Origin of the sequence: Sorangium sp. So ce296, assembly GCF_051529605.1 — a bacterium.
GTDB classification, from domain to species: Bacteria; Myxococcota_A; Polyangia; order Polyangiales; family Polyangiaceae; genus Sorangium; species Sorangium cellulosum_D.
Map to the genome: position 1 here is coordinate 11,181,584 of NZ_CP150325.1, position 13,197 is coordinate 11,194,780.

The 13,197-nt window shown below is 73.9% G+C and carries 8 protein-coding genes; 6 read left to right on the plus strand and 2 right to left on the minus strand.

Annotation, left to right across the window (positions count from 1 at the left end):
* Positions 1-70 precede the first annotated feature (70 nt).
* The 4 genes from WME98_RS41370 (at position 71) to WME98_RS41385 (ending at position 8,085) form a co-directional block, all read left to right on the plus strand.
* Positions 71-2,983, plus strand: coding sequence for a PAS domain S-box protein (locus WME98_RS41370; protein WP_437947170.1), 2,913 nt, complete (start codon positions 71-73; stop codon positions 2,981-2,983).
* A gap of 305 nt (positions 2,984-3,288) precedes the next feature.
* Positions 3,289-5,100 carry an ATP-dependent zinc metalloprotease FtsH gene (gene ftsH, locus WME98_RS41375; protein WP_437947171.1) on the plus strand — a complete coding sequence of 604 codons (1,812 nt, stop codon included), beginning with the start codon at positions 3,289-3,291 and terminating at the stop codon, positions 5,098-5,100.
* Between the two features lie 517 nt (positions 5,101-5,617).
* Positions 5,618-6,748, plus strand: a complete 1,131-nt coding sequence (locus tag WME98_RS41380; RefSeq protein WP_437947172.1) for a D-alanine--D-alanine ligase family protein — start codon at positions 5,618-5,620, stop codon at positions 6,746-6,748.
* The gene (locus tag WME98_RS41385) at positions 6,745-8,085 is read left to right on the plus strand and encodes a GNAT family N-acetyltransferase (protein ID WP_437947173.1); all 1,341 of its coding nucleotides are present in this window, start codon (positions 6,745-6,747) and stop codon (positions 8,083-8,085) included. The genes WME98_RS41380 and WME98_RS41385 overlap by 4 nt, the downstream gene beginning before the upstream one ends.
* Positions 8,086-8,127: 42 nt before the next feature.
* Here the strand turns inward: WME98_RS41385 and WME98_RS41390 are convergent, their stop codons facing one another.
* Positions 8,128-9,171, minus strand: coding sequence for a serine/threonine protein kinase (locus WME98_RS41390; RefSeq protein ID WP_437947174.1), 1,044 nt, complete (start codon positions 9,169-9,171; stop codon positions 8,128-8,130).
* A 291-nt stretch (positions 9,172-9,462) separates the two neighbouring features.
* On the opposite strand from WME98_RS41390, the gene WME98_RS41395 reads away from it, so the two are divergent.
* Together WME98_RS41395 and WME98_RS41400 are read left to right on the plus strand one after the other, a co-directional pair.
* Positions 9,463-9,885, plus strand: coding sequence for a TerB family tellurite resistance protein (locus WME98_RS41395; RefSeq protein ID WP_020735348.1), 423 nt, complete (start codon positions 9,463-9,465; stop codon positions 9,883-9,885).
* Between the two features lie 698 nt (positions 9,886-10,583).
* Positions 10,584-11,615, plus strand: a complete 1,032-nt coding sequence (locus WME98_RS41400) for a serine/threonine-protein kinase (RefSeq protein ID WP_437947175.1) — start codon at positions 10,584-10,586, stop codon at positions 11,613-11,615.
* A gap of 63 nt (positions 11,616-11,678) precedes the next feature.
* Here the strand turns inward: WME98_RS41400 and WME98_RS41405 are convergent, their stop codons facing one another.
* Positions 11,679-12,887 carry a hypothetical protein gene (locus tag WME98_RS41405; RefSeq protein ID WP_437947176.1) on the minus strand — a complete coding sequence of 403 codons (1,209 nt, stop codon included), beginning with the start codon at positions 12,885-12,887 and terminating at the stop codon, positions 11,679-11,681.
* Positions 12,888-13,197 lie beyond the last annotated feature (310 nt).

Consider the following 13,197-nt stretch of genomic DNA (forward strand, 5'->3'; position numbering starts at 1 on the left):
CGCCGTTTGCGCCAATGAAGTGAGGCCGTCCCGGTGGCCCCGGCATTATGCTGCCGCTGGGAGGGGCTCGATGAACGACGGCGGGGCGAGGGCGCTCTCGAACGGCGCGCCGCGCGGTGTAGCCATCGCGGCCGCCTGTTCGTTCACCCTCGGGTCCGTGGGGCTGCTCGGCTGGTCGATCGAGTCGACCCGCCTCGTCTCCATCGCGGACGGCCTGCCGAGCATGGTGCCCAACACCGCGGTCGCCCTCGTCCTCGCGGCGGCGTCGCTCTGGGCGCTGGGCGGGCGGGAGCGTCCGGCGCCGCTCCGCCGGCTGCTCGGGCGGACGTGCGCCGCCGGCGTCGTCGCGTTCGGCTTCGCGGCCCTCGGTCAGTACGTCTTCGGGTGGGACCTCGGCCTCGATCGCCTGCTCTTCCCGGCGCGCGTGGCGTTCACGAGCAAGTTCCCCGGCAGGCCGCCGCCGAACACCGCGCTCTGCTGCGTCCTGATCGGCGCGGCGCTCCTCTCGCTGCCCGTGAAGACGCGGCGAGCCTCCCGGCTCTCGGACGGCGGCGCGCTCTCGGCCGCCGCGCTCGCGCTGACCGCGCTGACCGGGTACGTCTTCGGCGTCGGCTACTTCTACGGCCTGCCGCCGCTGTTCCCGTTCACGGGCATGGCGCTCCACGCCGCGATCGCCTTCCTCGCGCTCTGCGCCGGGCTCCTCGCGGCGCGGCGCGATGGCGGGGCGTTCGCCGTGCTGACGGCCAGCGGGCCCGGGGGCGTCCTGTTGCGGCGCTCCCTGCCGTTCGTCGTCCTGGCCCCGCTCGCGATCGGCCGCCTCTTCCTGATCGGCGCGGATCTCGGGGCCTACCCCCTCGCGGCGTCGTTCTCGCTCGCCTCGGCCATCTCGACGCTCCTGCTCGGGGCCGCGCTCTGGGTCAGCGCGGCGCGCCTGAACCTGCTCGACGAGGCCCGGCGCCAGGCCGAGGACGCGCGCGCCTATCTGGCGACCGTCGCGCAGTCCTCCGACGACGCCGTCATCGGGAGCGCTCTCGACGGGACCATCCAGAGCTGGAACCCGGCCGCGGAGCGCCTCTACGGCTACGGCGCCGGCGAGGCGATCGGGAAGAAGCTGCCCATCCTGTGCCCGCCCGAGCGCGCCGGCGAGGCGGCGGCGATCCTCGCGCGCCTGCGCCGCGGCGAGCGCGTCGAGCGCTTCGAGGCCGTGAGCCGGACCAAGGACGGCAGGGATATCGACATCGAGGTCACGGCCTCGTCGATCGTGGACGCCTCGGGCCGCATCACCGGCGTCTCGACGATCTGCCGCGACATCGGGCGCCGCAAGGCGATGGAGGCGGCGGTCGCGAGCGCCCACGCGGCGGAGTGGCGCCTCCGCGCGCAGCTCGAGGCCGTCGGCGCCGCGTGCGCGGCGGTCTCGGAGACGCTGGCGAACCAGCCGCGCTCCGAGTCGGGGATGCGCGCCGTGCTGGAGGTCATCGCGCGGCACGCGAAGGAGATCTCGGGCGCCGACTACGCGTCGCTCGGCGTCGGAGAGGACGGCCGGCGGCCGTTCGACGCCTGGGTCCCGAGCGGCGTCCCCGCGGAGCAGATCGCGCGGATCGGCGCGATCCCGCGCCCCATCGGCGTCCTCGGCGCGGTGGGCCGCGACGGCCGGCCGATCCGGCTCGACGACGTCCGCGCCCACCCCGACTTCATCGGGCTGCCGCCGCACCACCCCCCGATCGAGGCGTTCCTGGGCGTGCCGCTCCGCTTCCGCGGCCGGAGCGTGGGCCGCCTGTACCTCGGCAAGCGCCCCGGCCGCCCGCCGTTCACCGAGGACGACGAGCGCGCCGCGACGCTGCTCGCCGACCGCACGTGCAGCTCGATCGAGACCGCGCGCCTCTGCCGGGTCGAGGCGAACGAGCGAAGGCGGATCGAGGCTGTCGTCGAGCAGATGCCCGAGGCGGCGATCCTGGTCGACGCCGAGGGGCGGCTCATCACGTGTAACAGGCTGGCGCTCCAGTATGCCTCTCGCGCGGCGGGCGAGCTGGATCCGTGGGGCAACACGGTGCTCTTCGACCCCAGGACGCCGCGAGGAGAGCCGGTCGGCTGGGCCGATCGCCCGCTGACCCGGGCCCTGCGTCGCGGGGAGGTCGTGACGGGGGCCGAAGCGCTGCTCCGTCGCGAAGGCGGCGACCTCGTCCCGGTGCTGATCAACGCCGCCCCGGTGCGCTCCGACGACGGCGAGATCCAGGGCGCCGTCGCCGTCTTCCAGGACATCTCGGCGCTCAAGGAGATGGAGCGGCAGCGCCAGGCGTGGATCGGCATCATCGCGCACGACCTCCGCCAGCCCATCCAGGTCATCGCGACCGCGAGCCAGCTCCTGTACGCTCGGTCCGGCGGGCCGCTCGTCGCGAACGGCGAGAAGCAGCTCGGGAGGATCGCCTCGTCCGTCGAGCGGCTGCGCCGCATGATCGACGACCTCCTCGACGCCTCGCGCATCGAGGCGCACGAGCTCACGCTGGATCGCTCTCCGGTCGACCTCCGCGCGCAGCTCGGAGAGATCGTCGAGAAATCGACCGCGGCGACCGCGGGCCACGCCGTGCGGCTGGAGGTGCGCGGCGACGTGCCCGACGTCCTGGCGGACCCCGGCCGGCTCGAGCAGATCGTCACCAACCTGCTCTCGAACGCGGCCAAGTACGGCCAGACGAACGGCGACATCGCGGTGGCCGTCAGCGCCGACCGCTCCTTCGCGCAGATCGCCGTGACCAACTGGGGCCGCGGCATCGCCGAGGCGTCTCTGCCGCACCTGTTCAAGCGCTTCTCGCGCGTGGCCGAGGGCGATCCTCGCCGCGTCCGCGGCGTGGGCCTCGGCCTCTACATCACGAAGGGGCTCGTGGAGGCGCACGGCGGCACCATCGCTGTCGAGAGCACCCCCGGCGGCGCGACGACATTCCGCTTCTCGCTGCCGCTCGCGGATCCCGCGCGCGCCGCCGGCGCGTAGCGCGCAGCAGCGCGTCTCCTGCCCCGCCGCCGAGCTCCACCTCGCGCGAGGACCCGCGGCGAGCTCCACGATTCGAGGCCAGCGAGCTCGGCAGTTCCAACTGACGAGCTGGGCAGTCGAGTTGGCGAGTTTTATTACACCGAACTTCGTTCTCCGCATTCCGTTTTACGGCGCCACCATCCTTTCGCAGTATTCTGTGCTCAGGCCGCTCAGAATGATCGCAGAAGGAACTTCCTGAGGTTCGTATCCTTGCTACACCTGAGATCCGCTCCGGCCCGACGTCGGGGTAGTGAGGTGGCGCAGCAGTGAATTCCTGGTTCTTGCAGGTGGGTAAGCGGCTGGGGCCCGCGGGGCGTCGGCTTTGGGTGCTCGGGATCCTGGGGGTGGTGCTGGCGGTGACGCTCGGGCTCGCTCTCCGCGCGGCCCGCGAGTCGCCCACGGAGCGCGCGGCGACGTACACCGAGCTGCTCCAGATCGCGCAGGCGGGGCAGGCGACCGCGGTCGAGGTGAGCGGCGATCGCTTCTTCGTGCGCCAGGCGGGCGGCGTGGCGGTGACCGCCGTCGTCGACGAGCCGACGCTCCGGCAGGAGCTGGTCTCCCGGTTCGCGGGCGCCGGCGCCTCGGTCGACTTCGCCTCTCGGGAGGAGCCGTCGCGCGCCGCGTCCACCGCGCTGCCGGTGGTCGTCCTCGCCGCGGTCGGGTTCGCGCTCTTCACGGTGAGCCGGCGCCGCAGCCCGAAGGTCTTCTCCGAAGCCAAGGCCGGGGTCGCGCGCGCGCCCGTGCGCTTCGCCGACGTGGCCGGGATGCACGAGGTCAAGCAGGAGCTCGCCGAGACGGTCGAGTTCCTGAAGAGCCCCGAGCGCTTCGCGCGCCTCGGCGGCCGCCCGCCGCGCGGCGTGCTGCTCACGGGCGAGCCGGGGACCGGCAAGACGCTGCTGGCGCGCGCGGTCGCGTGCGAGGCGGGCGTGCGGTTCCTCTCGGCGTCGGGGTCGAGCTTCCAGGAGATGTTCGTCGGCGTCGGCGCCTCCCGCGTCCGCGCGCTCTTCGCCGAGGCGCGCAAGGCCGCCCCGTGCATCGTCTTCATCGACGAGATCGACGCCGTCGGGCGGGCGCGCGCGAAGGGACAGGGCGACTCCGCGTCCGCCGAGCACGATCAGACGCTGAACCAGCTGCTCGTCGAGATGGACGGGTTCGACCACGCGACCGGCATCGTGGTGATCGCGTCGACCAACCGCGTCGACATGCTCGATCCCGCGCTGCTCCGGCCGGGGCGCTTCGATCGCAAGGTCACCGTGCCGCTGCCCGACGTGCGCGGCCGCGAGGAGATCCTGAACGTCCACGCCGGGCCGATCCCGCTCCAGGGCGAGGTCGATCTCGGGTACATCGCCCGCAGCACGCCGGGCTTCTCGGGCGCCGACCTGGCCAACCTCCTGAACGAGGCGGCCATCCTCGCGGCCCGCGAGGGCGCCGACGCGGTGGATCCGACGCACATCGACCGCGCGCGCGACCGGGTGCTCATGGGGCTCGAGCGCAAGGGGGTGCTCGTCGACGAGGACGAGCGCTACGCGACCGCCGTGCACGAGGCCGGGCACGTCGCGGTCGGGTTGCTCGCGCCGAGCTGCGACCCGGTGCACAAGGTGTCGATCCTGCCGCGAGGCCGCGCGCTCGGCGTCACCCAGGCGCTGCCCGAGAAGGATCGGCTGATGTACCGGAAAGAGTACCTCGAGGATCAGATCTGCATGCTGATGGGCGGTCGCGCCGCCGAGATGGTCATCCTCGGGACGATGACGGCCGGCGCCTCGGACGACATCCAGCGCGCCTCGACGATCGCGTGGAAGATGGTCGCGGAGCTCGGCATGAGCCACCTCGGCCCCATCTGCGTCGGCGATGGGCACCCCGCGCGGAGCCCGGCCCTGCTCGACCGCGTCGACGAGACGGCGCGGGCGCTCACCGACGCCCAGCTCGCGCGCGCCGTCGAGATCGTGAAGTCCCGGCGGAGCGAGATCGACGCGCTCGTCACGGCGCTCCTCGCGAAGGAGACGCTCGGCATGGACGAGATCCAGGCCTGCTTCCCGGCCGATCGACGGCCGCGCGCCGCCGCCCGCGCGGACGCCTGAGCCGCGCAGGCTCGAGGGCGCCGGGAAGGAAAGCTCTTTCTGGCGCCCCCGGGTCCTCTCCGCGATCCGCCTCCTCACGGTCGCTCGCCCGCGCTCCCCTCTCTCCTGCACTCCATCCCTCGCGCGCCACGGGCGCTCCCCGAGGCGTCGCGCCGGCTCCCGGAGTGGCGGCTGGCTCACCGGATCTGAGGTGTCCGGGCCCCGTCGCCTGGAAGAGCTCGCCCGCGGGCGGGTCGCGCAGGACGGGATGCGGCGGAGCGTCTCGGAGCGATGGCGCGCCGCATCGCCCATTCCGTCCGGAGAGCGCAAATCTCCCCTTGCGATTGCCGGGCAAGCTGGTGAAGTGGCGCCACTTGCATGCACGGATTCCGTCGCCTTCGCATCTCCTTCGACGAGGCGCTCTCTCCACGTTTCGGCTCCAACGGCCGGGCCCCGCGGCGCTCTCCGAGCGCGGCGCCGCTGTCGCGCGCTCATGTGCCCTGCGCGGGCGCGCGGCGCCGTGGCCCGGAGGCGCGCGGTGCCTGAGCCCCGGATACTGCTCCTGTCCAACAGAGACCCGGAGGAGGCCGTCGACGAGCCGCCACTGGCGCAGCGGGTGGGGAGCGGCCGGCTCCGGCTCGGCCGCGAGGACGGCAGCGCGGCCGTCGCCGAGAGCGTCCTCGCGACGCTCGCCGCGGCCCCTGGCGCGCGCGTGGCGCACCGGCCCGTGCTCCGGCCGAGCGAGGTGCTCGCGGCGATCGGCGATCATCGCCCCGACGTGATCTTCAACCTGTGCGAGGCGCTCGACGGCGACAGCCGCCACGAGGTCATGTGCGCGTGGCTGCTCGCGGGGCTCGACCTCCCCTTCACGGGCAGCGATCACGTCGCGCTCCGGAGCTGCCTGCACAAGGCCGAGGCGAACCGCATCCTCGCGCGCGCCGGCGTGCGCGTGCCCGAGACGGTGCGGGTCGACGGTCCGGATCGCATCCCCGACGTCGCCTTCCCGGCCATCGTCAAGCCGGAGCGCGAGGACGGCTCGACCGGGATCGATCGGGGCTCGGTCGTCCGCGATCGCGCCGCGCTCCGCGACCAGGTGGCCGCGGTCGTCGCGCGGTGCCGCCAGCCGGTCGTGGTGCAGCGCTACGTGCACGGGCGGGAGCTCTCGGTCTCGCTGCTCGGCTGGCCCACGCCGCGCGTGCTGCCGCCCGGCGAGATCACCTTCCAGGGCCTGCCCGAGGGGCACCCGCACGTCGTCACGTACGAGTCGAAGTGGCGCCCCGAGACGGCCGCGTCGATCGGCACGCCGTCGACCGCGGCGGTGCTGCGGCCGCTCGAGCTGCGCCGGGTCGTCGCGGTCGGCCGCCGCGCCTTCGAGGTGCTCGGGCTGCGCGACTACGGCCGCGTCGACGTGCGGCTCGACGAGCGCGGGACGCCGTACGTCATCGACGTCAACCCGAACTGCGACCTCTCGCCGGACGCCGGCTTCGCGCGCGCGGCGGCGCGCGCCGGCCTCTCCTACGCCGACGTGATCGGGGAGATCCTCCGCGCCGCGCTCGCCCGCGGCCCGCGCCAGGGCGATCTGCTCCGCGCGCGCGGCCGCGCCCCGGCGCGGGGCCGCGCGCGCCCCGCCGCGCGCGGCGCCCTCGCCGCCGCGCCCGAGGCGCCGTGATCGCGCAGCGCGGCCTCCGCCCCGAAGACCGGCCGCTCATCGCGGAGCTGCTCGAGTCGCTCCCGGCGTTCACGGCCGACGAGCGCGCGGTGGCGCTGGAGCTCGTCGACGCGACGCTGGCCCAGCCCTCGTCGGACGGCTACCGGTTCGTGCTGAGCTTCCAGGGCGCGCCGGCCGGCGGCGGAGCGCCCCGGCTGGCGGGGTACCTCTGCTACGGCCGCACGCCGATGACGCAGTCCACGTACGACCTGTACTGGATCGCGACCTCGCCGGACTTCGCGCGCTCGGGGGTGGCGCGCGGGCTCGTCGCCACCATGGAGAGCGAGATCGCGCGCGAGGGCGGCGGCCTCGTGCGCGTGGAGACGGGCAGCCGGGAGGGGCACGGCGCGGCGGTGCGCTTCTACGACGCGGTGCAGTTCGCGCGGGCGGCGGTCATCGACGACTTCTACGCGCCGGGCGACGATCTCATCATCTACACGAAGCGGGTCGCTCCTGCGCGCGCCTCGGCCGCGCCGCCGGCCGGCAGGGGGGCGGGCGCCGCCTCGCCGGCCGCGCCGGCCGCGCCGGCGCTCTACGACGCGGCCTTCGGCTACCGCGACTACGCCGCGGAGCGCGACTTCCTGCTCGCGTGCGCGCGCCGCTTCGGCGCCCGCCCGGTGCAGCGCGTGCTCTCGTGGGCGTGCGGGCCTGCGCGGCACCTGGAGGCGTTCGCCGAGCTCGGCGTCGGCTGCGCCGGCGCGGACGGCTCCGCGGCGATGATCGCCTACGCCGAGCGCGCCGCGTGCGCCCGCGGCGCCGGCGCTGGCGTCCGCTTCCATTGCGCGGAGCTCGACGAGCGCCCCGACGTCGCGCCGGTCGATCTCTCGTTCGTGCCGCTCTCGGCGATCCACCAGCTGGCCACGCCGGCGGCGCTCGAGCGCCACCTCCGGCTCGCGGCCTCGCTCCTCCTGCCGGGCGGCGTCCACGTCATCGAGGCGACGCACCCGGCCGATCTCACGCCGTCCGGCGTGAACCGGACCGAGTGGACCGAGCTGCGCGGCGAGCAGTCGATCGACGCGCGGTTCCGCATCCACACCGAGCGGGCCACGCCCGATCGCGTGGTGCCTGTGAGCCTCGAGGTGGTGTGCTCGGCCCGGCGCAACGGCGGCGCGCCGCGGGAGCTCTCGTCGTTCCGGCAGGAGGCGACCTGGTACATCCCGGACCTGGCCGGCTGGCGGCGCGTCGCGGAGCGGGTGCCGGAGCTCTCGCTGGTCGCGACGCTCGGCGACTTCAACGTCGACGTGCCGTTCGAGCACGCCGCCGCGTGGCGGCTGATCCTCGTGCTGAAGCGCGTCTGATTGCCCCCCGGCGCCGCGCGGCGCTCCCCGCCGGCGCGCCGCTCAGTTCAGGTCCCAGAAGTACTTGCCCCCGCTCGGCGGCGGCTCGTCCTCGCCCCCGTCGGGCTCGCCGCCGTCCCCAGAACGCGCGATCTGCATCACTTCCTCGAGCGAGCTCGCCTCGTCGCGCCAGTACGCTTCTGTGCCGAAGTGCGGGAAAGTCCTCGGGAAAATGGGATCGTGCCACCGCCGCGCGATCCAGGCGGCGTAGTGGATCAGGCGGAGCCCTCGCAGCGGCTCGATCAGGGCGAGGGTCGAGCGGTCGAAGCGGCGGAGCTCCTCGTAGCCCTCGATGAAGAGCTCGCGCTGCCGCCGGGCGGTCGCGTCGCGGCCGGGGAGGAGGAGCCAGAGGTCTTGCACGGCGGGGCCGACGACCATGTCGTCGAAGTCGAGCACGCGGAGGGCGCCGTCGCGGAGGAGCAGGTTGCCCGGGTGCAGGTCGCCGTGGATGCGGTGCACGTCGACGCCGCGCAGGCGCTCCTCGGCCGCGTCGGCGACGGCGCGCGCGGCCGCGAGGTACCGCGGCGCGACGGCGGCGGGGATGACCTTGCGCTCGGCGAGCCAGCCGAGGTCCTCGCGCGCGTACGAGTCGGCGGAGAGCCGGACGCGGTGCTCGGCGGTCCGCTGCGCGCCCACGTTGTGGATGCGGGCGGCGAGCCTGCCGAGGCGCACGAACAGCTCGTCCCCGAGCTCGTCGGGGGCGCGGCCGCCCATGCGCTCGAAGAGGCAGTACTGGATGTGGTCGATCTGCTTGAGCGTCTCGCCGTCGGGGAACGGGCGCGTCGGGCAGACGGGGATCTCGGCGTCCGCGAGCTCGGCGAGGAACCGGTGCTCTTCGAGGATCTGCTCGCGGGTCCAGCGCCCTGGCCGGTAGAACTTCGCGACGATGCGGGTGCGGTCCTCGAGCTCGACCTCGTAGACGCGGTTCTCGAACGAGTTCAGCGGATAGCAGACGCGGTTGCAGAAGACGCCTGCGGCCTCGACGGCCTCGATCACCTTGTGCGGGGTCAGCGAGAGGAAGAGGTCGGTCGGGGTGGTGGAGGTCATGGTGGGGGCGTCGAGGTGGGGGAGGGGTCGCGCGGGGGGTGAGGACCGCGGTCGCGGGGCTGATCTATCTGACCGCGGAGTTGAACACCAACCGGCGCCGCGCTCGATGAGAAGTTTCGCTGCGCGCGCCCGGACTCCCTGGATCCCGGCGGCGACCGCGGCGCGGAGCTCGACGGGCAGATCCAGGCAGCGCGCCGCCCGCTCGCCGCCGGGCCGAGCGCCCCGGCGGCGAGCGGGCGGGCGCGGTGGCGCTGTGTCCCGTGGGGTCGTGATACGCTAGCCTCGGATCGCATGATGGAAGAAACGCAGCTTTCCTTTCCTCACCTCGAGCTCAGCAAGCTCGAGGCGATGGTCGAGATCATGTTCCTCGCCGCGTACGCTGACGGATCCATCAACGAGGCCGAGCGCGCCGAGCTCACGGCGCACGCGGCGGCGATGAGCGCGGGCCGCCTCGGGGCGGAGGTCGTCGAGTCGCTCATCTCGATCATCGAGCGCTCGGTGCGCGAGGAGGGCAGGAATGGCCGCTTCGCGGCGCTCCGCGCGCGCCTGCCCGACGTGCGGATGCGCGAGGCCGCGATCGAGCTGGCGGTCCGCCTGGTCGCCGCCGACGGCGTGATCCACGAGAGCGAGCACGCGCTGCTCGTCGAGGCGGCGAGGGCGCTGGAGGTGCCGATCGCGTTCAAGGGGCGCGTCGCCTCCGGCTCGGCGCGCTGAACCGCGCCGACCCGCGCGAGGTGGGCGACGCGCGCGAGCGGCGGCCGCGCCGCGAGCCGGGGGTGGGGTTCACTGTGAATGGCGAGCTGGTGAGCGACTTCCCCGCCTCGTCCGCGATCGAGCCCGGCGCGCTGGTCGGCCCCGGCCACGCGCCCCACGCTGCCGAGGGGCATGGGGGCTGACACCCGACGCCGATGTGCTCGTCGCCCCCAGGCGCCGGGCGCAGGGAATGCGCTCTGCTACAACCCTTGCGCCGCTGGCCGTCGCGCGCTGTCCGGGGCCGCTCCAGGCGGCGCCCGGAGGGCGTGAGGCGCGCTGATGGCGAGGGGCGCCGGATCTGAGGCCTCGACCCCGCACCTCGGCGCCGCGGCGGGCGCGAAAGAGGCGCATTTGCGGCGGTTTTTGTCGGCCTGATCCTTGCAGTTCCGTGGGCCGGAGGGCCAGAGGGCCAGAGCAAGGTCATGGACACCCGACGAACCGACAGCTCCACGACGCCACATGGCGCATCGATGGATCCCGCCTCGAATCGCTCCCGTCCCCCGAGCGGGGGCAGAGCTTCTTCTCCGCGCGCGTACCGCTCGCCGCGATCTCCGCGCTGGTCTTCGGCGCACCGCCCCCCGTTCGATCCCGTCGATTTCCGGACGTCAGGCCGGCTGTCGCGGCCGTCCGCCTCGGTAAGGCGTCCTGGCGGCGAGGTCGTGCCGCTGGAGCCGGCGAGCGACACGCCCGCCCCGGCCAGCGTGCCGCCTGCCACGCTGCGGGCGGGGCTCGCGGGCGTGTCGCCTGCCGTCGCCCTGCCGGCTCCGGCGACCGACGCGCCGGCCGCCGCGCTGCGGCGCTACGCCCCAGGCGACGTCCTGGCGGGGCGCTATCGCCTCACGGAGCTGATCGGGGAGGGCAGCATGGGCGCCGTCTGGAAGGCGCGGAATCTCGCCCTGAACCTCGATGTCGCGCTGAAGCTCATCCGTCGTGACTGCGCGGTTCCGGAGGCTGCTTCGCGGCTGCTCAAGGAGGCGCAGGCGACGGCGCGCGTGTCCCACCGGGCGGCGGTGCGGGTGTTCGATCTCAGCTTCACCGAGGAAGGGGAGCCGTTCGTGGTGATGGAGCTCCTCCAGGGCCGGTCGCTGGCCCAGGTGGTGGCCGAGTCGGGCGCGATGTCGCCCATCTCCGCGGTCCAGCTGCTCCTGCCCGTGATCGGGGCGCTCAGCGCCGCGCACGGCGCGGGGGTCGTGCACCGGGACGTGAAGCCCGCGAACATCGTGCTCGTGCGCGACGGCCGCCGGACGGTCCCCAAGCTGATCGATTTCGGGATCGCCTTCACGGACACGCGCGCGGTGGACGGCGGGCAGAAGGACGCGCTGGTCGGGAGCCCGGCCTACATGGCGCCCGAGCAGGTCCGCGGCGGGCAGGAGTCGGACGCGCGCTCCGACGTGTGGAGCGTGTGCGTGGTGCTCTACGAGCTCGTGAGCGGCCGGCGGCCGTTCGGCGGGCCGGGGAGCATCTCCATCGTGCACGACGTGCTGCGGGTCGATCCGCCGCGTCCGGAGGCGTTCGAGGCGCACCCGCGGCTCTGGGAGATCATCGAACGGGGGCTGGCCAAGTCCCCCGACGGGCGCTTCCCCGCGATGGCGTCGCTGGGGCGGGCGCTGGCCCAGTGGGCGATCGCGGCCGGGGTCGCCCACGACGTGACGGGGGCTTCGCTCGTCGATTACTGGCTGCCCTCTTCCTGATCCCAGCGCCGAGACGTCGGCGCTCCCCGCGCCGCGCGAAGAGCTGCCTCTCGTCGGGCCGGCTCAGTACTGCACGTCGCAGCCTTTCGAATCGGCGAAGGCCTTCATGGTCTCGAGCTCGGTCGGGGTCGCGTCGCCGTAGGCCCAGCTGATCGCGCCGGCATAGCCCTGGCTGTACCAGCTCTCCAGGAGCATCGACAGGGTGGCCGTGGCCAGGCCGGCGACGGGGAAATCGGCCATGACGACCGGTTTGTCGGTGATGCCGTAGTCCGCGGGCGACTGGTTGTAAGGCCAGTAGCGGTTGACCCGGTCGTTCATGTGAAATGTGTAGAAATCGACGTCGGTGGTCGTCCACGCGCGCGCCCACTTCATCGAGGCCGAGCCGATCGTGATGAGCGCCCTGCTCTCCGCGCGCAATACCCCGATCGTGTCGCGGAGGAAGGCCTCCATCTGCTCGTGCGCGATCGGCTCCACCTGGGGATCCGGGTCGTAGTCGGGGTCGCCGTACGGGCTCGGGCCGGTCATGGCCAGCTCGGGCTCGTTGATGACGTCCCAGGCGACCATCCGGTGCCGGTACGGGCTCTGCTCGACCGCCTGGGCGAGCGGCCTGACGACGTTCTCCAGGAGCGCCGCGCGCCGCGCGGCGTCCGTCACGAGCGGGGCAATGCCGACCGTCCTCACGTCGGCGTCGACCCGGGTCGCATGGAAGTTGTCGAAGGAGAAGAGACAGAACATGAGGTGGACGTCCGCCTGCTCGGCGAGCTCGAGCGCCTTCTCGACGTCACCCCGCGTCGTCCCGCCGAGGCCGGTCGGGTTGCCGTTCGCGTCGAAGACGACGCCCTCACCCCGCAGCTCCGGCAGCATCCACCACCGCACGACGCTCGCCCCGTGCGCGCGGATGCCGGCGAGGTTCTTCGCATGCGTCTCGGCCTCGGCCGCGACGCCGCGCTTGTCCCACGCGGCGATGCCGCCGAAATCGCCGGCGAAGTTGTGCCACGCGTAGTTCATTCCGAACATGAAGCGCGTCTCGCACCCGATCTTGATTCCACCCTTCTCCGCAGGGCACTCGTCGACACACTCCATGACGCCGCCCAGCCCGCCTTGCCCGCCGCCCAGGCCCCCCTGGCCGCCCTCGAAGGGGGCGCTCCCCCCGCCGCCGTCCTCGCCCGCGGCCGCGTCTCCAGGCGATCTGCCTCCCGAGCAGGCGGCGAGGGACAGCGCGGCTGCTGCGGTGAGGGCGCGGTGACCGGGTATGCGACGAGCGGTGCGCATAAGGATAACGGAGCGATGGTACGCTCGCCGGTCCACGAGCGCCATCCGAATCCCTGCCTCGCCGGCCGAGAGCAGCTTCTCGCGAGGTCGCGTGAACGGCGCGCAATGCCTCTGCACGACAGAGGTCGTCTGCCCCACGAGCGGCGCGCGTCGCTGTGGGGCGGAGTGGGAGCGCGCCAGGCCGGGCGCGCGGGCGGGGCCGCCGAAATGGGGGCGAGCGGGCCGCGCCGGCGCGCGCCGCGACGCGAGCGGGCGGGGCGGTGGCGCGGGCGGGGCCGGCCGGGTCCCCCTTGAAACCTGCTTCCCCGGC

Excerpts from the sequence above, each read along its gene's own strand:
- WME98_RS41370 (WP_437947170.1), top strand. The coding sequence starts at position 71 with ATGAACGACGGCGGGGCGAGGGCGCTCTCGAACGGCGCGCCGCGCGGT.
- WME98_RS41390 (WP_437947174.1), bottom strand. The coding sequence starts at position 9,171 with ATGACCTCCACCACCCCGACCGACCTCTTCCTCTCGCTGACCCCGCAC.
- WME98_RS41395 (WP_020735348.1), top strand. The coding sequence starts at position 9,463 with ATGATGGAAGAAACGCAGCTTTCCTTTCCTCACCTCGAGCTCAGCAAG.
- WME98_RS41405 (WP_437947176.1), bottom strand. The coding sequence starts at position 12,887 with ATGCGCACCGCTCGTCGCATACCCGGTCACCGCGCCCTCACCGCAGCA.